The 19,426-nt window shown below is 63.2% G+C and carries 18 protein-coding genes and 1 CRISPR repeat array; of the genes, 12 read left to right on the top strand and 6 right to left on the bottom strand.

Going from position 1 to position 19,426, the window contains the following annotated elements; all coding sequences use genetic code 11:
- Positions 1 to 107: 107 nt before the first annotated feature.
- The 7 genes from QWY74_RS12765 (at position 108) to QWY74_RS12735 (ending at position 6,595) form a co-directional block, all read left to right on the top strand.
- Positions 108 to 380, top strand: a complete 273-nt coding sequence (locus QWY74_RS12765; protein ID WP_290314451.1) for a hypothetical protein — start codon at positions 108 to 110, stop codon at positions 378 to 380.
- Positions 381 to 466: 86 nt separating this feature from the next.
- Complete coding sequence (locus QWY74_RS12760) at positions 467 to 787, top strand: hypothetical protein (RefSeq protein ID WP_264826951.1); 321 nt, start codon at positions 467 to 469, stop codon at positions 785 to 787.
- Between the two features lie 266 nt (positions 788 to 1,053).
- Positions 1,054 to 2,499 (top strand): sodium-dependent transporter, encoded by a 1,446-nt coding sequence (locus tag QWY74_RS12755; protein WP_290314450.1) that lies wholly within the window; start codon positions 1,054 to 1,056, stop codon positions 2,497 to 2,499.
- Between the two features lie 111 nt (positions 2,500 to 2,610).
- Entirely contained in the window at positions 2,611 to 3,381 is a 771-nt protein-coding gene (locus QWY74_RS12750; RefSeq protein WP_264826954.1) for an ABC transporter ATP-binding protein, read from the top strand.
- A gap of 133 nt (positions 3,382 to 3,514) precedes the next feature.
- Complete coding sequence (locus QWY74_RS12745; protein ID WP_264826955.1) at positions 3,515 to 4,219, top strand: ABC transporter ATP-binding protein; 705 nt, start codon at positions 3,515 to 3,517, stop codon at positions 4,217 to 4,219.
- A 40-nt stretch (positions 4,220 to 4,259) separates the two neighbouring features.
- A complete protein-coding gene (locus QWY74_RS12740; RefSeq protein ID WP_264826956.1) occupies positions 4,260 to 5,267 on the top strand; it encodes a branched-chain amino acid ABC transporter permease in 1,008 nt (335 codons plus the stop codon).
- Positions 5,264 to 6,595, top strand: a complete 1,332-nt coding sequence (locus QWY74_RS12735) for a branched-chain amino acid ABC transporter permease (protein ID WP_290314449.1) — start codon at positions 5,264 to 5,266, stop codon at positions 6,593 to 6,595. The genes QWY74_RS12740 and QWY74_RS12735 overlap by 4 nt, the downstream gene beginning before the upstream one ends.
- A gap of 133 nt (positions 6,596 to 6,728) precedes the next feature.
- On the opposite strand, the gene QWY74_RS12730 is transcribed toward QWY74_RS12735, so the two are convergent.
- Complete coding sequence (locus tag QWY74_RS12730; RefSeq protein ID WP_264827008.1) at positions 6,729 to 7,976, bottom strand: ABC transporter substrate-binding protein; 1,248 nt, start codon at positions 7,974 to 7,976, stop codon at positions 6,729 to 6,731.
- A 179-nt stretch (positions 7,977 to 8,155) separates the two neighbouring features.
- Between QWY74_RS12730 and QWY74_RS12725 the strand changes: the two genes are divergently transcribed.
- Both QWY74_RS12725 and QWY74_RS12720 read left to right on the top strand, forming a co-directional pair.
- Complete coding sequence (locus tag QWY74_RS12725; protein WP_290314448.1) at positions 8,156 to 8,932, top strand: dienelactone hydrolase family protein; 777 nt, start codon at positions 8,156 to 8,158, stop codon at positions 8,930 to 8,932.
- Positions 8,933 to 9,075: 143 nt separating this feature from the next.
- Positions 9,076 to 10,332 carry a dicarboxylate/amino acid:cation symporter gene (locus tag QWY74_RS12720; protein ID WP_264826959.1) on the top strand — a complete coding sequence of 419 codons (1,257 nt, stop codon included), beginning with the start codon at positions 9,076 to 9,078 and terminating at the stop codon, positions 10,330 to 10,332.
- An 80-nt stretch (positions 10,333 to 10,412) separates the two neighbouring features.
- Here the strand turns inward: QWY74_RS12720 and QWY74_RS12715 are convergent, their stop codons facing one another.
- Entirely contained in the window at positions 10,413 to 11,009 is a 597-nt protein-coding gene (locus QWY74_RS12715; protein ID WP_290314446.1) for a DUF4202 domain-containing protein, read from the bottom strand.
- A 142-nt stretch (positions 11,010 to 11,151) separates the two neighbouring features.
- Here QWY74_RS12715 and QWY74_RS12710 point away from each other — a divergent pair, with 142 nt between their 5' ends.
- From QWY74_RS12710 to QWY74_RS12700, 3 genes are read left to right on the top strand one after another with little or no spacing between them, the layout of a single operon-like run.
- Positions 11,152 to 12,087 (top strand): glycerophosphodiester phosphodiesterase, encoded by a 936-nt coding sequence (locus tag QWY74_RS12710; RefSeq protein WP_290314463.1) that lies wholly within the window; start codon positions 11,152 to 11,154, stop codon positions 12,085 to 12,087.
- Positions 12,088 to 12,103: 16 nt separating this feature from the next.
- Complete coding sequence (locus QWY74_RS12705; protein ID WP_290314445.1) at positions 12,104 to 12,331, top strand: type II toxin-antitoxin system RelE/ParE family toxin; 228 nt, start codon at positions 12,104 to 12,106, stop codon at positions 12,329 to 12,331.
- Positions 12,328 to 12,609 (top strand): HigA family addiction module antitoxin, encoded by a 282-nt coding sequence (locus QWY74_RS12700; RefSeq protein ID WP_290314444.1) that lies wholly within the window; start codon positions 12,328 to 12,330, stop codon positions 12,607 to 12,609. Before QWY74_RS12705 ends, QWY74_RS12700 begins: the two co-directional genes overlap by 4 nt.
- Positions 12,610 to 13,116: 507 nt before the next feature.
- Positions 13,117 to 16,626: direct repeats of the CRISPR family, unit length 29 nt; unit sequence CGGTTCATCCCCGCGAGTGCGGGGATCGG.
- A gap of 106 nt (positions 16,627 to 16,732) precedes the next feature.
- Here the strand turns inward: QWY74_RS12700 and cas2e are convergent.
- The 4 genes from cas2e to cas5e are packed head-to-tail and all read right to left on the bottom strand — an operon-like array spanning position 16,733 to position 19,422.
- The gene (cas2e, locus tag QWY74_RS12695) at positions 16,733 to 17,029 is read right to left on the bottom strand and encodes a type I-E CRISPR-associated endoribonuclease Cas2e (protein ID WP_290314443.1); all 297 of its coding nucleotides are present in this window, start codon (positions 17,027 to 17,029) and stop codon (positions 16,733 to 16,735) included.
- Between the two features lie 2 nt (positions 17,030 to 17,031).
- Positions 17,032 to 17,952, bottom strand: coding sequence for a type I-E CRISPR-associated endonuclease Cas1e (cas1e, locus tag QWY74_RS12690; RefSeq protein ID WP_290314442.1), 921 nt, complete (start codon positions 17,950 to 17,952; stop codon positions 17,032 to 17,034).
- Positions 17,953 to 17,974: 22 nt separating this feature from the next.
- Positions 17,975 to 18,667, bottom strand: a complete 693-nt coding sequence (gene cas6e / locus QWY74_RS12685; protein ID WP_290314441.1) for a type I-E CRISPR-associated protein Cas6/Cse3/CasE — start codon at positions 18,665 to 18,667, stop codon at positions 17,975 to 17,977.
- Positions 18,667 to 19,422, bottom strand: coding sequence for a type I-E CRISPR-associated protein Cas5/CasD (gene cas5e / locus QWY74_RS12680; RefSeq protein ID WP_290314440.1), 756 nt, complete (start codon positions 19,420 to 19,422; stop codon positions 18,667 to 18,669). The genes cas6e and cas5e overlap by 1 nt, the downstream gene beginning before the upstream one ends.
- Between the last annotated feature and the right edge of the window lie 4 nt (positions 19,423 to 19,426).

The following is a 19,426-nucleotide window of genomic DNA, read 5'->3' as shown; positions in this document are numbered from 1 at the left end:
GTATCCCCTGGCGACTTGCGAAATGCCCCGCCAACAGGCAGTCGTCGCGACGACTGCCGAATGATAGGCTGAAGGTTCCTTACTCACTGCAATGGAGTGACGTCCCGATGGCCGATTTTTCACTCAAGCCCGTTGAGGCACCCGACAGCAATGCCAAGAAGCTGCAGGAAGGTCAGGAGTTCTTCGTTCAGGACAACGTGGGACGCGTGCTCAACTGCCGCGTCACCAAACGCCTGCCGGACGGCAAGTTTGTCGCCGAGATCGTCGGTCTGGGCGGCGAGGGCGCCAAGTCCGTCAAGGAACTGATCGGCGAGACCATCACCGTGGGCTGGGAAGAAGTGCGCTTCGATGCACCGCCTGGGGTGACCACCGTCCAGTAAGGGCGGCGAACAACGCCGGCCCCGCTTGGTGGCCGGTCACCACTCGCACTACGCTAGAGAAAGACGCCTGACCGCGAGGTACCGCCATGCACAAGCACATCGAATGGGAAGCTCCCGGCGCCGACAGCGTCATGGACCATTTCGCGAAGCACCCGGACCAGCACTCCGCTCCAAGGCCCGGTGACATCCTTTCGGCGCGCTATCGCGGAAGCGCGGTTCGCATCAAGGTCGAGGCCTACGTCGAAGGCGTCAGCATCGGCAGCGTGGCGGCTATCATTGATCTCGAGAACGGCCAGCGGCGCGACGCCCATCACGACCTGTCGCTGGGTGACACCGTCCGCCTGCCCGACGAAAAGCGCGCCATGGAACCCAACTACCCCGACGAGGACGACGACGCACAGGACTGAAACAACGTCACTTTACCAGCCGCCGGGCCAACGACACCTAAACGCTCCAGCACTGGCCAGATAGCCCCCGAATGACGCAGAGTTGACGCCGATGCGGCAAAGCAGCAAAGTGCGGCATCCTTCGGCCTGCTGAGCTTGTAGGACCACCCCTTCGCCCGCGCCAGGCGGCCAGGGTCAGGAGGTTCGGATACCAGCAGCCACTCATACTTAACGGATGTCGCATCTGACACAGCCGGTGGCAGCGACACGGCCAAAGCAGGACCTCCATGAGCACGAACAACATCTGGACGCACAAGGGGACCTTCCTGCTGGCCGCGGTCGGCTCAGCGGTCGGGCTCGGCAACCTGTGGCGCTTTCCCTATCTGGCCGGCGAGAACGGCGGTGGCGCCTTCCTGCTGGTGTACATCGTCACGCTGTGCATCGTCGGCGTGCCCATCCTGATCGCCGAGATCCTGCTGGGACGCAGCAGCCGACGGAGCCCGATCATGGGCATGCGCTTTCTGAGCCGCACCCACAAGGCTTCGCGAGCCTGGGAGTCGATCGGCTGGCTAAGCGCCGCCGCGGCCTTGATCATCCTCAGCTTCTACTCGGTGATTGCCGGCTGGGCGCTGCACTACACCTGGCGCATGCTCACCGGCGCGCTAATCGACGCCGATGCCGCCACCGTCGCCAGTGGCTTCGAAAGCCTGCTGGCCTCGCCCTCGCTACTGACGCTCTATCACACCCTGTTCATCGCCGCCTCGGGGTTGATCGTAGGCCTCGGCGTGCACCGCGGTATCGAGAACGCCCTGCGCCTGATGATGCCAGCGCTGCTGGTCATTCTACTGGTGATTCTGACCTACAGCGTCATGCATGGCGACATGCCGGCCGCCGCCGACTTCCTGCTGACCCTGCAGCTCAGCGACCTCAGCTTCGAGGGCTGGCTGGCCGCCATGGGCCAATCCTTCTTCACTCTGAGCCTGGGCATGGGCGCGCTCATGGCCTACGGCGCCTACATGCCCGGCAAAGCCTCGCTGAGTCGCACCGCCCTGGCCATCGTGATCATCGACACCGCCGTGGCGCTGATTGCCGGCCTGGCCATCTTCGCCCTGGTATTCGGCGCCGAGCTGGACCCTGCCGAGGGGCCGGGCTTGATGTTCACCACCCTGCCGCTGGCCTTCACCGAAATGCCCGGCGGCTCGCTGATCGGCGCCGTATTCTTCGTGCTGGTGATCGGCGCGGCCATCAGCTCGGCCATCTCGATGATCGAGCCGGTGGCGGCCTTCCTGGTCGAACGCTTCGACCTCAGCCGCGCACAGTCCGTGGCCATCATGACCATCGCCTGCTGGGGCCTGGGGCTGCTCTCGGTGTTCAGCTTCAACGTCTGGGCCAGCGACAGCCCCTTCCATACTGCCCTGAGCATCAGCGCCTTCGAGCTGATGGAGCTGCTGACGCACATTCTCATGCCGCTGGGCGGCCTGATGGTGGCGCTCTTTGCCGGCTGGGCGTTGACTCATGGTGAAATAATGAAGGAATTGCAGACCAGTGAGGGCTGGCTGCACACCTGGCGCTTTCTGGTACGCTTTGTATCGCCGGCAGCAGTGGCCTTTATCTTTCTGAGAGCCATTCCGCAGATTGAAGGCTATCTGATCCCTCTGATCGGCGCCGTGGTGATTGTCGGGGCCTTTGCCGCCAGTCGCCTGTTCCGAGCGAAGCACCAGCCGAAGCACTGATGGCCAGCCAGTCGCCGTGGCCCCCAGTGCAGCGTGCTGGGCCACCGAACAACAAGCCGGGGCATGTGCCCCATGGCAAAACAACGCAGAAAACCGACGGAACCCCACACCATGTCTGCCATCATCGACGTCCAAAATGTCAACAAGGCCTTCGGCGGCCTGCAGGTCATCAACGACTGCTCGATCCAGGTCGCCGAAGGCTCGGTCACCGGGTTGATTGGCCCCAATGGCGCCGGCAAATCGACGCTTTTCAATATCATCGCCGGCGCCCTGCCCCTGGACAGCGGCCAAATCTTTCTGGCGGGCGAGGACATCACCAACCGTCCCGCCAATGCCCTGTTCCACAAGGGCCTGTTGCGCACCTTCCAGATCGCCCACGAGTTCGGCCAGATGACGGCGCTGGAAAACCTGATGATGGTGCCGCCCCGCCAAGCCGGCGAGAACCTCTTCAGTACCTGGCTCAAGCCCGGCGCCGTGGGGCGTGAGGAAGCCGAAGTGCGGCGCCGTGCCCTCGAGGTCATCGACTTCATCGGCCTGCACCATGTGCGCAACGAGCTGGCCGCCAACCTCTCCGGCGGGCAGAAGAAGCTGCTCGAACTCGGCCGCACCATGATGACCGATGCCCGGGTCGTGCTGCTCGACGAGATCGCCGCCGGGGTCAACCGCACCCTGCTGGGCGACCTGATCCGCAACATCGAACGCCTCAACCAGGAGATGGGCTATACCTTCCTGGTCATTGAGCACGATATGGACATGATCGCGCGGCTGTGTGATCCGGTCATCGTACTCGCCCAGGGCAGCGTCATGGTCGAGGGCACGATCGAACAGATTCGCAACGATGAGCGCGTCATCGAGGCCTACTTCGGCGCCAATGTCGCCTGAAAACACGCCCTACCTCGGCAGCTCATGAACCACAACGGGGCGGGGTGGAAAGACTGACGGAATCACCGGCCCGACCATCATCCGGAGCCGCCCGTCAGGTTTCCGCCGCCTCATACGCAGAGACTCACACACTATGCCACTACTCGACGCACGCGACGTGTATGGCGGCTACGGCGGCATGAACATCCTCAACGGGGTGGACATGGCCATCGAGGCCACTGAGGTCGGCGTCATCGTCGGCCCCAACGGCGCCGGCAAGTCGACCATGCTCAAGGCCATCTTCGGCCTGCTCTCGGTCAACCAGGGCGAGATCCTGCTCAACGGTGAGACCATCCACAACCTGCCGCCTAACAAGCTGGTGCAGCGTGGCATGGGCTTCGTGCCCCAGGAACACAATGTCTTCCCGAGCATGACGGTCCAGGAAAACCTGGAAATGGGCGCCTACCTCAAGCCCGACAACATCAAGCGCATGCTCGAGCGCGTCTACGAGTTCTTCCCACCCTTGAAGGAAAAGCGCCATCAGCCAGCCGGCGAGCTCTCGGGCGGCCAGCGCCAGATGGTGGCCATGGGCCGCGCACTGATGCCCGAGCCCGACCTGCTGCTGCTCGACGAACCGACCGCCGGCCTCTCGCCGCTGTACATGAACGAGATCTTCGAGCGGGTCAAGGAAGTCAACGCCGCCGGTGTCGGCATCCTGATGGTCGAGCAGAACGCCAAGCAGGCGCTCGCCATTGCCGACAAGGGCTTCGTGCTGGCCGCGGGCCAGAACCGTTTCACCGATACCGGCGCGGCCCTGCTGGCCGACCCGGATGTCGCCAAGAGCTTTCTGGGCGGCTGAGCCTGGCTCGGCATCGACGGAACCATCTGGAGGCTGTGCCTTGAACGAACTCGTCTTTTTCATCAACAACGTGGTGATCGCCGGCAGCGTATCCGGCTCGATCTATGCCATGGGCGCCGTGGGCGTGACGCTGATCTTCAGCATCATGCGTTTCGCCCACTTCGCGCATGGCGACATGATGACCTTCGGCGCCTTCATGGTGCTGCTGCTGACCACCCTCTTTCCGCAGGCCGGTGCGGCCATCGGCATTCCCACGCCGATTCTGCTGATGCCGCTGGCCATGGCGCTGACCGCCGCGCTGGCGGTGGGCATCGACCGCACCTTCTACAAGCCGCTGCGCGCCCACGGCGTCAAGCCGATCGTCATGGTGATCGCCTCGCTGGGCGTGACCCTGATGCTGCAGGGCCTGATCCGGCTGTTCGCCGGCACCGGCGGCTCCAGCCTGTACGTGGATGACCGCAAGGAAATCTTCCGCCTGCCGGTGCCCATCGAGAGTGTGCGCGTGCCCGTGGTCATCACCGAGCCGCAGCTCTATCTGTTCGGCCTGACCATCCTCAGTGTCATCGGCCTGCATCTCTTTCTCAGCCGTTCGCGGCTCGGCAAGGCCATGCGTGCCATGTCCGACAACCCGGACCTGGCCCAGGCCTCGGGCATCAACACCAACACCATCGTCGCGGTGACCTGGATGCTCGCCGGCGGGCTGGCCGCCATCGCCGGCACCCTGCTGTCGCTGGATGTGACCTTCAAGCCCGACCTCAGCTTCTTCCTGCTGCTGCCGATCTTCGCCGCGGCCATCGTCGGCGGCGTGGGGCACCCCTTCGGCGCCATTGCCGGCGGCTTCGTGGTCGGCTTCGCCGAATCCCTGGCGGTGTTCAACTGGAGCGTGCTGCTGCGGCCCTTCCGCGACAGCCTGCCCGAATGGCTGGAGCTGCCGGCCAACCTGGCCTTCGTCGGCACCGAGTACAAGATCGTGGTGCCCTTCTTCATCCTCGTCGCCATCCTGGTGTGGCGCCCCACCGGTATCTTCAAGGGCAAGGTGATCACATGAGCCAGTCACAGCCAACACAACCGTCACGGGAGCCCGAGCGCGCCGATAGCGTGGCCACCCCACGGCGTTTCCCGCTGCGCGAAACGGTCCTCTTCCTGGGCTTGCTGGGTGTGGTGCTGGCGGTCTACGCCGCCATGGGCAGCGCCTACGGCACCCGCATGCTGGTCGAGTCGGCCTGCTACGCCATCCTGGCCCTGGGCCTGACCATCCAGTGGGGCTATGCCGGCCAGTTCAACGCCGGCGTGATGGGCTTTGTCGCCCTGGGCGGCTTCTGCGCCATGTTCTTCAGCATCCCGGTCAACGACGCCTTCTGGAACAGCGAGCTGCCCGGCGAGCTGGGCCTGGCGCTGCTCTACATGGTGGGCGCCATCGTCCTGGTGGTAGCCGCCTCACGCCTCGACCGCCTCGGCGTACCCCGGCGGCTGCGGACGATCTTCGCCGTAGTGCTCGGCGTGGTGCTGTACATGCTGGTGATCAGCCACTTCCGCGAGGTGGCCGGGCAGATCGAGTCGCAGGCCGGCTTCATCGGCGGCTTGAACCTGCCGGTCTGGTTCGGCTGGATCATCGGCGGCGCCCTGGCCGGCGGCGTGGGCTACTTCATCGGCCACGTCTGCCTGGGCCTGCGCAGCGACTACCTGGCCATCGCCACCATCGGCATCGCCGAGATCATCAAGGCGTTTCTCAAGAACGCCGACTGGCTGACCCGCGGCACCGCCACCGTCTCGCCCCTGCCCTGGCCGGTCCCCGGCCCCTCGGAGGTCGGCTTCACCCTGGCGCGCGCCCTGTACCTCTCGGTGACCGCGGTGATCATCGCGGCCATCTTCTTCCTGCTGCACCGTGCCTATAACGCCCCCTGGGGCCGCATGATCCGCGCCATCCGCGACAACGAAGTCTCGGCCGCGGCCATGGGCAAGGACATCAACAAACGCCGGCTGGAAATCTTCGTGCTGGGCTGCATCCTGATGGGCATCGGCGGTGCCGTGCTGGCCAGCTTCAACAGCATCTTCGACCCCCAGGGCTATCTGCCGCTCAACCACACCTTCCTGGTGCTGGTGATGGTCATCCTCGGCGGGCCGGGCAACAACCTGGGCACCATCTTCGGCGCCGTGGCGGTCTACATCATCTGGATCATGTCCGGACCGCTGGCACTGAGCCTGATGGAATGGGCCGCCAACGCCGGTGCAGGCGTGTTCGGCTGGGAGGTCCCGACCAACCTGGACAGCCGCGCCCTGCAGGCGAGGGTCTTCGTCATCGGCCTGCTGATCAGCCTGGTACTGCGCTTCGCCCCCAAGGGCATGCTGCCCGAGAAGGTGCGCCACCACGGCTGATGAAGCACCTCCGCCCCTGGCGACTGCACGAAAGGGGCGGGACACCCCACTCACGCATGAAGCGTAAAAAAAGGGCCCCACCGAAGTGGGGCCCTTGTCGTGGCGGGGCGTAGCCCCGTGGCAGGCGGGTGCGTTACTCGGCGTCACCCTCGCCGGATTCACTCTCTTCTTCATCAGCACTGACGAAGCCCTTGCTGACGAAGGAGCCGTCCTCGACGGCCATCTCGACCACCACGCCCGGCACATCACCGTTCTCGTCGAACTCATGCGTACCGGAGGCGCCTTCGTAGTTGACCTCGGTCCCCGCGGCGATCAGCTCCTTGGCCTTTTCCCACTCACCCGGCAGGATGACCTCGCCCGGCGCGGAAGACACGCTGCGCAGCGCCTCGGACAGCCCCTCGCGCTCGGCGTTGCCATTCTGCTCGATGGCCAGGCCCAGCAGGAAGGCAGCATCGTAGGCCTGAGCGGCGAACACCGCACTCGGGTCGACATCCGCGGCCTTGGCGGCCTCGTTGAAGAGCTCAGTACCCGGCAGGTCCGGGCTGCCCGGGCGCGTAGCGATCATGCCATCCAGAACATCCGCGCCAACGGCCTCGACCAGGCTGTCGCCGACCATGCCATCCGCCCCGATGTACTGGGTGAACATGCCACCCTCGTAGGCCTGGCGCATGACCGTCTGACCGGAAGTATCGGCATAGGCCAGCACCACCAGGTTGGGCACACCGGTGGAAGCCAGTTGGCCCAGCTCGGCGCGATAGTCGGCCCGGTTATCCTCGTGGGGCAGGTTGGCCGCCACACTGCCGCCATTTTCCTCGAAGGCGGTGGTGAAGGCATCGGCCAGGCCACTGCCGTAGTCGTTGTTGACGTAGGTGACCGCGACTTCCTCGATCCCCTTGTCCATCAGCAGCTTGGCGAGCATCTTGCCCTGGAAGGCATCCGACGGCACGGTGCGGAACACCAGGTCGTTGTCGTCGATATCGGTTACCGCCGGTGCCGTGGACGCCGGGGACACCATGGTCACACCGCCCGGCACGGCCGCATTGTTGGCCGCCGCCACGGTGGCGCCGGTGCACAGAGCGCCGACGATCGCCGTTACATTCTCGGTGTTGACCATGCGGTCCGCCGCGTTGGAGGCCGCCGAGGCATCCGAACAGGTCGTATCGCCGGTGGGCATGACGATGTCCTGGCCGTCCAGCAGACCGCCCTGCTCGTTGATCTGCTGGGCTGCCAGCTGAGCACCATCGAAGATCGGCGGCGTCAGGCTCTCGATGCCCCCGGTGAAGCCACCGAGAAAGCCGATCTTGACTTCCGCCTGGGCCATGCCCGTGAACGCCACGGAAGAGGCCGCTACTGCCATCGCTAGAACGCGTTTCTTCATGATTGTTGGTCTCGTTTCAGGTTGCACAGGAACACACATACACAATCTGGAAGGAAGGGGCCCAAAACTCAAGCCATGGCTGCCAACGGTAGGCAGAAGGCGCCGCCATGGGTCTACACTCTCAAGCGCAGCCCACGCCGCGCCCCTGCGGCGTTCGCCAACCAAATACCGGGAGACCGACCATGATCCACCGCACCCCCTGTCACGGCGCGCGACTGATGCTCGGCAGCCTGCTGCTCGTCGGCCTCAGCGGCACCGCCATGGCCGACGCGAGCCGCGGCCAGACGATCGACTACCAGCAAGGCGACGACACCTTCAGCGGCTACCTCGCCAGCGCTCCGGACGAAGCCCGCGGCACCGTGCTGATCATCCACGACTGGGACGGCCTGACCGACTACGAACGCCAGCGCGCCGACATGCTCGCCGCCCAGGGCTATGACGCCTTTGCCGTCGACCTCTACGGCAAGGGCAACCGCCCGGTGGAAACCGACGCCAAGAAGGCCGAGACCGCCAAGCTCTACGATGACCGCGAACGCATGCGCCAGCTGACCCTGGCCGGCCTGGCAGAGGCCCGCCAGCAGGGCGCAGCACGGCCCACCGTGGTCATGGGCTACTGCTTCGGCGGCGCGGTGGTGCTGGAAATGGCGCGTTCCGGCCAGGCCGAGGATGTGCGCGGCTATGCCACCTTCCACGGCGGCCTGGGCACCCCCGAAGGCCAGTCCTACCCGGCCGGGATGCCGCCCCTGCTGGTGGCCCATGGCGCGGCCGACAGCATGATCTCCATGGCCGATGTGGCCAGCCTCTCGCAACAGCTCGAGGCCGCCGATGCCACCTACGAGATCGAGGTCTACTCCGGTGCACCCCACGCCTTCACCGTGATGGGCAGCGACGCCTACCAGGAACGCGCCGATCAGAAATCCTGGGCCGCCTTCCAAGCCCTGCTCGACGAGGCGCTGTAAGCCCAGTCATTCTGACTCCCAAGAATGCAAAAAGAAGATAAAGAGGCGCCTTTCTGAAAACGAAGGCGTGGATAATTCGGTAGAATCGCTGATCGGTATGCGAATTTAACGAATCCACGCCAACCCACAGAAAGGAGTCCCTCTTGTCCAACAACGCCCCAGCTGCCGGCCCCAACCTCTGGCAGCGAATTCCCCTCTGGCAGAAAATCCTCGCCGGCCTGGCACTAGGTGTTCTGGCCGGCGCGCTGATGGGCGAACAGGCCAGCGTGTTCAAACCGATTGGCGATATCTTCATCAACGCCATCAAGATGCTCATCGTGCCGCTGGTGTTCTCTACCTTGGTGGTGGGCATCACTGCTATGCGCGACCCGCAGAAAATGGGCCGCATCGGTGCCCGCACTATCGCCCTCTACCTACTGACCACGGCATTTGCCATCGCCATTGGCTTGCTCGCATCCTGGATCTTCCAGCCTGGTGTCGGTCTCGACATGACCTTCGAATCCGGCGTCGAGGCCAAGGAAGCACCCAGCCTGACGGAGATCCTGGTGGGGCTGGTACCCCAGAACCCCATCGATGCCCTCGCCAACGGCAACATCCTGCAGATTATCGTCTTCGCCATTGGACTAGGCATCTCGCTCACCCTGATCGGCGAGAAAGGCGAGCCCGTAGTGAAAGTCTTCGAGAGCTTCGCTGACGCAATGGTCAAGCTAACCAACATCGTCATGGCCTTCGCCCCCTTCGGCGTCTTCGGACTGATCGCCCACGTCTCGGGTAACTATGGCCTGGAGGTCCTGTTGCCATTGGCCAAGGTGATCGGCGTTGCCTACCTGGCCAGCGCCCTGCACGTGCTGCTGGTATACTCCGGCCTGCTCGCCTTGATTGGCCGCCTCAACCCATTGCGCTACCTGCAAGGCATTCTCGACGCCCTGGTCGTCGCCTACTCCTCGGCCTCGTCTTCCGGCACGCTGCCCGTCTCGCTGCGTTGCGCCCGGAACAACCTCGGCGTTTCGGAAGGTGTAGCCGGCTTCGTGCTGCCAGTGGGCGCCACCATCAACATGGACGGCACTGCCATCTACCAGGGCGTAGTCGCCGTTTTCATCGCCCAACTGCTGGGCGTCGACCTGAGCATGGCCGACTACGGCATGATCATCGTGACTGGCACCCTAGCCTCGATCGGCACTGCCGGCGTCCCCGGCGCTGGTCTGGTCATGTTATCCATCGTCATGGCCCAGATCGGCCTGCCATTGGAAGCCATTGCCGTGATCGCAGGCATCGACCGCATCCTCGACATGGCGCGCACCAGCGTGAATGTGGCCGGCGATCTAATGGTCACCACTCTGGTTGGCAAGAGCGAGGGCGAGCTGGATGAAGACATCTACAACGCCAGAAGCTCACACTAAGTCTGCATGAGGCACGGCCGGCCGCTACGGGACGCGGCCGGCCCTCGGACGCCAGGCAAGCACTGCGCTACCTGCGTGCTTCACTCTGCCAGTGCCGCCTCGACGAGCTCCTTGGCCTCCTCGCTCATCGGCAGACCCAGCGCCAGCTCCCGCGCCTGGGGCGACATCTTGCCCCAGGTCTTGCGCACGATGCGGATCAAGTGATCCCGCTCCACCTGGCGGGAGAAGTCGGCGAAATAATTTTCCAGGAAGACCAGGCAGGCGCAGTCTTCTACCGCCTGGGTCCCGGCCTCACGGCCAAGCCCCTGCTTGCGGATCATGCGCGCCACCTGCTCGGCACTCTGCTCCTCGAAGCCGGCCTCGCGCATCAGGCGCGCCGTGGTCTCGCCGGCACGCTTGCCCTGATCGCGCCGCCAGGTGAGATACCCCACCCGGCCCTGCTCATATTCATCGCGCGGCACTTGCCAGCGCTGCAGGTGCTGGCCCCGCACCGCCAGTTGCACCAGTTCATCCGGCGCCGCCTCCAGCCGCTCAAGCCAGGCACTCATGCGTCCGGCGTGCCATAGCTCCTTCGCGACAGGCAAGGACCGGCCCTCGACTTCCACCTGGCGCGGATCCTCGGCATGCAGGGCATCCAGCGCCTCAAGCACTCGCTGCGCCTCAGCGGATATGGCCATGCTGGCCTCCCTCGATCGGTTCCAAACGGTAATGGTGCCATCTAAACACAGCACGCCCGGAAGAGGGGCGATTTGCAGGGCCGAGGCAGGCCGGTTAGGTTATTGGGCGAACATTCAACAAAAGGACTGCTCCTTGACTACGATGCGTGCGCTACCCGCCTGCCTCACCGTGCTCGGCACCGCCGGCCTCCTCGCCCCCATGGCCGCCCAGGCCCAGGACAACGCCCTGGCTCAGCAGCGCCAGGATCTCCAAGCCTTCCAGATCATCGCCCACCGCGGCGCCAGCGGTCACGCCCCGGAACACACCTGGCACGCCTACGACAAGGCCGTGGCTATGGGCGCCGACTACCTGGAGCTGGACGTGCACATGAGCGCTGACGGGCATTTGCTGGCCATCCACGACACCACACTGGAGCGCACCACCGACGGCCAGGGGCCGGTGAAGGAACACGACCTCAGCGAACTCAAGGCACTCGACGCCGGAAGCTGGTTCAACGCGACCCACCCCGAACACGCCGACGACGCCTACCAGAACGCCCGGCTGCTGACCCTCGACGAAGTGATCGAGCGCTACGGGCAGGACGTGCGCTACTACATCGAGACCAAGTCCCCCGCGGACTACCCCGAACTGCAGAGCGCCCTGGTCAGCCAGCTCGAAGCCTCAGGCCTCGTCCAGGCCGGCAAGGTGGTCATCCAGTCGTTCAGCCAGCCCAGCCTGCAGGAAGTCCAGTCGCTCAACCCCGAGATCCCCCTGGTGCAGCTGCTCTGGTACTCCCCCGGCGATGACGGCAGCCTCGAGGAATGGACCGGCGTGACGCCCGCTCCCGCCGAAATCACCGACGCCGATTTCCAGGCCATCGCCGACTACGCCGTGGGCGTCGGCCCCAACTACCAGTACGACGGCCAGACCGTCATCGACGAGAGCTTTATCAAGCAAGCCCACGCCAACGACCTGCTGGTGCACAGCTACACCATCAACGACCAAGCCAGCATGCGCCAACTGCTCGACTGGGGCGTCGACGGCCTGTTCACCAACTTCCCCGATCGCTTGGAGGAGGTGCTGGAGGAAGGGGAGTAAGCGGGCATGGCGTGCTGTGGCCCACCCAACTCCAGACAAGCACGCGACCAAGCTACAAATCCAGCTCACCGCGCTGGATAGTGCAACAGGCCCTGAAGACATGAACGCGCTGCATCCACTCAAGGGCAGTTTGAGCGGACACTGGACCATCACCGTCAATGGGCACTGGCGACTCACCTTCACTTTTGATGGCAAGGACGCCATCTTGGTGGACTGTCAGGATTACCGCCAGGAGGTCGCATGAATCGCTTGCACAACCCCGCGCATCCCGGCACCGTGCTGCGCGAGTACATCGGCGACATCTCGGTCACCGAAGCCGCCAGGCGCTTGGGCATAACGCGCGCCACGCTGTCTCGCATCCTCAACGGCAACGCCGGCATTTCAGCCGACATGGCGCTACGCCTTGAGCAGGCGCTTGGCACCAGCGCAGAGATGTGGCTGGAGATGCAGCTCAAGTACGAGCTCTGGCAGGCGGCACAGCAGCCGCGCGCCCGGGTCACACCTTTACACGCCGCGGGGTGAGACCTCACTCCACACAATCATCACTCTTTGACGCTACAGCCAATCCTTCTCCTGGATCATACCCGGATATCGGCATAAGTTTCCCCGGCCATTAACAGGGAGAGACCAACATGCGCTTGTACCCACACTTCTTGTTGATGTTCTATGCTGGCAATGAGCTTGTCCTGGGCATGGCTGCCGACCCCTTCGCGGATATAGGCGTTGATGAGGGCTAGCGCGGGTGCCTCCCGCGCGGCAAGCTCCCCCTTTGCTACGTTCTTCCTTACTCTCTCCAGCTAGCCTTGCGCCCCGACAGTCATCTCGGCATATGCTTCCATCACACGGCGTAAGAGACCAATATTCGTCTGATGTGCCCTACGCAAGCAGCGTGGGGCATCTGGGGATGGCGAACCAGCCTTGCGCCGTGCCTTGCGTGTGCCCCCTCTCATAGCGCTTCGCCACATGGGCTCGGGTCAGGACAAAGCGGATGTTAACCACACAGCGCCCGACAGGCATGGATGAAGATGCCGCTTCATCCCCGCGAGTGCGGGGATCGGCGCCCCGACAGGCTCAGGTACTTCCAGCAATACGGTTCATCCCCGCGAGTGCGGGGATCGGATGAATCTTTCATGATTACTCGCCCCGTATTTGCGGTTCATCCCCGCGAGTGCGGGGATCGGCGCATGGACTCCTATGAGGACGGCGCGGCCTACGGTTCATCCCCGCGAGTGCGGGGATCGGAGGGTACGAAGGGTGTTCGCCATCTCGACCATCGGTTCATCCCCGCGAGTGCGGGGATCGGTAAACCATGTATAAGAGCATCGGTTTCACGACCGGTTCATCCCCGCGAGTGCGGGGATCGGATGCTCGGTATTCCGGAAGACGCCTTCCCAACCGGTTCATCCCCGCGAGTGCGGGGATCGGTTGTGCCGGCAAATCCTCCAGGAACTCGCCGCCGGTTCATCCCCGCGAGTGCGGGGATCGGGGCGGCAAGGCGACCATGGCCGACGCCTACGACGGTTCATCCCCGCGAGTGCGGGGATCGGAGCAGATGCGACAACTAAAGGCGGCGCTTCGGCGGTTCATCCCCGCGAGTGCGGGGATCGGAGCGGGCAGCGCGCCGCGCCCGGGTGCCAACCCGGTTCATCCCCGCGAGTGCGGGGATCGGGCCGTCGAGAACGTAACCGGCGATGTGTCACGCGGTTCATCCCCGCGAGTGCGGGGATCGGTTCTCCAATCCGTCGTCGACGCTCCCAAGCTGCGGTTCATCCCCGCGAGTGCGGGGATCGGGCGCCCATCGAGCGCCACAAGCGCGGCCACGTCGGTTCATCCCCGCGAGTGCGGGGATCGGGCTCGGCGTTGGGGACGCTGTTCAATATCGGCCGGTTCATCCCCGCGAGTGCGGGGATCGGCGTGTCGGTATCCCAAGTACCGTAGAAAGCGGCGGTTCATCCCCGCGAGTGCGGGGATCGGAAGTTTCTACTCCGTAGCTAAAAACCAGAATGCGGTTCATCCCCGCGAGTGCGGGGATCGGCGCCTTGTTGCATTGAATGTGATTCGCGATCTCGGTTCATCCCCGCGAGTGCGGGGATCGGCAGGCCAGCGCCATCTGACTCAAGCGGGGAATCGGTTCATCCCCGCGAGTGCGGGGATCGGATCTGCCACAAGCTCGATGACGCGCAGGACATCGGTTCATCCCCGCGAGTGCGGGGATCGGTAGCTGTGGCGCAGGTCATGGAAGCGCAGATCCGGTTCATCCCCGCGAGTGCGGGGATCGGGTGGGGTGTAAGTGTGAAGCCTATATATCAGCCGGTTCATCCCCGCGAGTGCGGGGATCGGGTCGGCGCAGACCGAGTCCGGAGCGCAGCCTGCGGTTCATCCCCGCGAGTGCGGGGATCGGGCCTCATCGATCCAGGCTAATTGAATCTTTGCCGGTTCATCCCCGCGAGTGCGGGGATCGGGTTATATTTTGATTATTGATTTAAAACTTATGCGGTTCATCCCCGCGAGTGCGGGGATCGGTGGGTTGAGGTGTCAAGCGGCGACGGGAAATCCGGTTCATCCCCGCGAGTGCGGGGATCGGTGGGCGATGCGCTGAATGACATGGTGAGCGACCGGTTCATCCCCGCGAGTGCGGGGATCGGATAGTTAGTGCCGACCCACTTGTAGTCTGCACCGGTTCATCCCCGCGAGTGCGGGGATCGGGCAAAGAAGACGTTGAAGCCTGCATTACCAAGCGGTTCATCCCCGCGAGTGCGGGGATCGGCGTATCGCGGAAAGCCCAGCAGCCACTGGAAACGGTTCATCCCCGCGAGTGCGGGGATCGGTGATCAGCAAGAGTCAGGGCGCCGATTCCTGCCGGTTCATCCCCGCGAGTGCGGGGATCGGCGCGCCGGGCTGGAGCGTATCGACCCCTGGGACGGTTCATCCCCGCGAGTGCGGGGATCGGCGCCAGTCGCGCTCGATAGCCTCCCAGTCGTACGGTTCATCCCCGCGAGTGCGGGGATCGGGTCCAGCGTATGGCTCCGCAAGCTGTTTGTGGCGCGGTTCATCCCCGCGAGTGCGGGGATCGGGCCGCCTCGATGCGCGGCAGGCCGTCACGGTGCGGTTCATCCCCGCGAGTGCGGGGATCGGAGCAGGGGGAACGGGCCGTCATCCGGGTAACGCGGTTCATCCCCGCGAGTGCGGGGATCGGGCCTCGTAACTCGGGGCGGGCTGCACCAGCCACGGTTCATCCCCGCGAGTGCGGGGATCGGACCGTCAGGCTGATCGGGCCGTCCGGGTCGAGCGGTTCATCCCCGCGAGTGCGGGGATCGGCTCGTGAAAGCCGAGGATACGGCACCGTGGTGCGGTTCATCCCCGCGAGTGCGGGGATCGGAGGTTACGACGACTCATACAGCAAATAAAGTACGGTTCATCCCCGCGAGTGCGGGGATCGGTGTGTCGGTTTGGCGTTAAGCATTTGTTCGAAGCGGTTCATCCCCGCGAGTGCGGGGATCGGGTCGGCATTCGGTGTGATGAAAGCATTAATCGCGGTTCATCCCCGCGAGTGCGGGGATCGGTCCCGGTTCGAACACCCCCAGAAGTGCCCGTTCGGTTCATCCCCGCGAGTGCGGGGATCGGTTCTTTAAGCGACTGGGTGCGGGCGACGGCCTCGGTTCATCCCCGCGAGTGCGGGGATCGGGGGCCGGACCATTACCCAGAGGTGGCCTGATGCGGTTCATCCCCGCGAGTGCGGGGATCGGCGCACCAGATCCGAGCGCAGCTTGTCCATTATCGGTTCATCCCCGCGAGTGCGGGGATCGGGGGCCTGAGCTACCCCCTCAAGCCATAGAAGCCGGTTCATCCCCGCGAGTGCGGGGATCGGTTCTTCGTTACCAGCCAGACTATGCTGAGTTGCGGTTCATCCCCGCGAGTGCGGGGATCGGGGTGATCGCCCGCACCGCGTCCATATCCAGCCCGGTTCATCCCCGCGAGTGCGGGGATCGGCTCTATGCATTGCGAGTGCGCTCCACAATCGCCGGTTCATCCCCGCGAGTGCGGGGATCGGCTCTGGAAGAGCTGCGCGGGACAATCTTGAGCCGGTTCATCCCCGCGAGTGCGGGGATCGGCCGCTGGCGTAGCGCAAGCTTGAGCATGGCGCCGGTTCATCCCCGCGAGTGCGGGGATCGGGCTGGTATTCAGGCGAGTCGTGCCGGTACTGGCGGTTCATCCCCGCGAGTGCGGGGATCGGTAGCATTGTTGGCGGGCAAAGCCGTTCTATCGCGGTTCATCCCCGCGAGTGCGGGGATCGGCTCGTCTTCGCTATCCATCTCGCTATTGACGACGGTTCATCCCCGCGAGTGCGGGGATCGGAGCAACTGATGACCGGCGACGAAGGTGGCGTGCGGTTCATCCCCGCGAGTGCGGGGATCGGGTCGAAATTCGCGTATTGGTCGAAAAGGTATCCGGTTCATCCCCGCGAGTGCGGGGATCGGCAATTAGCCTCAATGTTGGCGACATCAATGTACGGTTCATCCCCGCGAGTGCGGGGATCGGACTTATTGTAGACACCTGTTTTGCAAATGAAAAATCGCCAGCGGAAAATCCACCAGCGATTTTGTTCATTTTTTGACCAGACTGAATTGTTAAAGAGCCAGTAAAATCAATTAGTTGTATCTATAGGCAAAAATCGCACCAAACGTAACCCATCATGATCTACCGGTTCCCGACGATTTTGCCCATATGTCTGGAACTCAAAACCGGACTCATGGTTACTCGACCAGGCCATTGCTACATTGCCATCCTCCGCAAGTGCGTTGATCTGCTCCCATATCATTTCGCGTACCCGCTTGGTCACGTCCCCGACGTAAACACCAGCGCGGATCTCAAGAAGCCAGACGGCAAGCCGGCCACGTAGACGCGGTGGTACCGCTTCAGTTACCACAACCAACATCGCCATCGTTACTTGCTCCGATGCCCTTGGTCGCCAACTGACTCCGGTTCCGGGATAGCCGTCGGCATCGCTTCGGGAGCAGGGGGAGGCGGTTCAATTTCACCCGCCGCCAATACGTCTTCAATCATAGGGATCAACCGTTGGAGCAACTTGGTCTGCTTGAAGGCGTCACGGCAAGCGATCCGCACTTCACGATCAGGCGCCACAGGGTTACGGGCCGCAACTCTAAAAGCAGCAGGAACGACCGTCTCGAATTTCACGATGTCAGCAATGTCGTAAACAAAGCTCTGCGGTTTGCCAGTATGCAGGAAGCCAATTGCCGGGGCGTACCCGGAGGCCAATATCGCTGCTTCAGTAATGCCATACAGACAAGCCGTGGCAGCAGAAAGACACTGATTGGCGACATCTGATGCATCCCACTGGGACGGGTCATATCGCCTGCCATTCCATTTGACCCCATACTGCTTAGCGAGAAGCTGATAGGTCTTGCGAACTCGTGCACCCTCCATACCCCGCAGTTGATCGACACTACGTCTTGAGGGCGGCGGCTCTCCAAAGCGGAGCTCGAACATCTTGCGCACGACTTTTAACCGCAGCTTGTCATCCAGCGCCAGCTGAGCTTGATAAAGTAGTTTATCGGATCGAGCGCCACCGGGCTGACCAGCACTGTATAGGCGTACACCGGCATCACCGACCCAGATCAGCAGTGTCCCGACAACCGAAGCCAGTTTGACGGCGGCATGCGAAACCCGGGTTCCCGGCTCCAGGAGCAAGCACGCCACCGAGCCAACGGGGATATGCATACGTTCCCCGTTGACGTCGTCGATGACAACGAAAGCACCATCACGCACATCGATCTGCCCCATGCCAACGAAGATCATCGACATGCGGTCTTTCTCGGGGATCGGCTTGAGTGGGATGAATCCCATATCGACCTCCTTGCCTACCCCCTCAAGGGTGTCGCAGCAACAGCAAGCCACAGCCAAAAGCCTTGGCCCGCCCTATACCATGTGACAGAGTTTCGATCAGTCGACCTGGGTCGGTGACCTCCAGCAAGCCTTCATAGTCGATGCTGGAAAAGCGAATCGGCTCTCCGCTATTCTTCGGTAAGGCATGCTGACGATACCCTCCCACTTCGGGTGGCACAGGCAAACGAACTCCCCAGGACTCGGCACGCTTCTCCAGCCACTCACGAGCAGCCGCGTCCATTGCATCGGCACAGGCCTGATTTTTTCTGTTTCCACCAGACTCGAATGGATACTTGGCAGCCATCAGCACATCGGCGCGCCTGCCACGCTTGCCAGCCACCGGCTTGGCCACAGTGGGATTGGCTCTCAGGCGGAAGGCAAGTTGTTCTCCAACCTCCAACGCTGGGGAAAATGACTTGGACTGAGACTCCAGCACGCCAGGAATCCCTTCCGGTTCACGATCGGACAACACATAGAAATTCGGTAGGCCCCGTGCTGCTCCCCCATCTTCAGGCTCTTCCATTTCTTGTCGAAATAGAAAAGGGCGCGCTCCCTGATGGTCAGGAAACAATCTCCACAGGAGTTGATGGGCGGTATAAGCACGCCCATCCATGATGTCGAACAAAGCCCCACGGGAGAGGCCATTGAGATCGACTCGCACTCGAGAAAGGTACATTATCTTTCCCCCCTTGGCCGTACCATGCGGCGGTATTCAGTACGTGGTCCGAATTGCCAGCGGCGTCTATTAAGCGGCACATCCCATGTTTCACTGGATTCCACACCCTGACCATTGCCATCCAGCAAGGTAGCGCTACCCTCCCAAACGTAGATCACACTATCCGGGAGCCTTAAAGCTCTGCTTTCAGCGTCTTTGTCATTGCCATGCAGAGGCGGAAACTCTGCATCCAGGGCATCGCGCAAGTGATCGCAGGCTGCTATTCGAGGCGCCAAAGGCGCACCGGGTGGACAGGCCTTGCGACCCAAGTAGAGCGGGAAGTACGGCTTATTGAGGGACCGCTCCAGTTGTTCGAGTGCAAGCTCTGCCTGTGGTGTGAGCCAGACAGCGACGTGCCATAGTCCATCACAGCGATAATCTCGGCTGGAGAGAATGGTGTTGATGACCTTCTGGGGTGCGCTCAACTCATCTCGCCGAGTGCGGTAAACCACTTTGGACTGCGACGCAGGGACCTGTACCGTGTGGTAGTCGCGCATCAGACTTCCCGGAGAGTACTGTTTAATGGCGATCGCGACACTCTCACGAAGGCGGCGTTGTCCTTCATCATCATCACGGCGTACCCCCAAAGCAGCCCCTAGCAACCCGACAATGGCGCTACGTCCGGGATACGTCGCGGTAGGGCGAGACTCGCCCACAGCAGCCTCTCCCCAGCTAGCGAGGGGCGCATAGAGCCGAAAAACCAGGTACTGGGTCATAACG

Source organism: Halomonas almeriensis, from assembly GCF_030409235.1.
In the GTDB taxonomy this organism is placed as follows: Bacteria; Pseudomonadota; Gammaproteobacteria; order Pseudomonadales; family Halomonadaceae; genus Halomonas; species Halomonas almeriensis.
The sequence above is the reverse complement of the archived record's forward strand: the minus strand, read 5'-3'. Positions and strand labels throughout refer to the sequence as shown.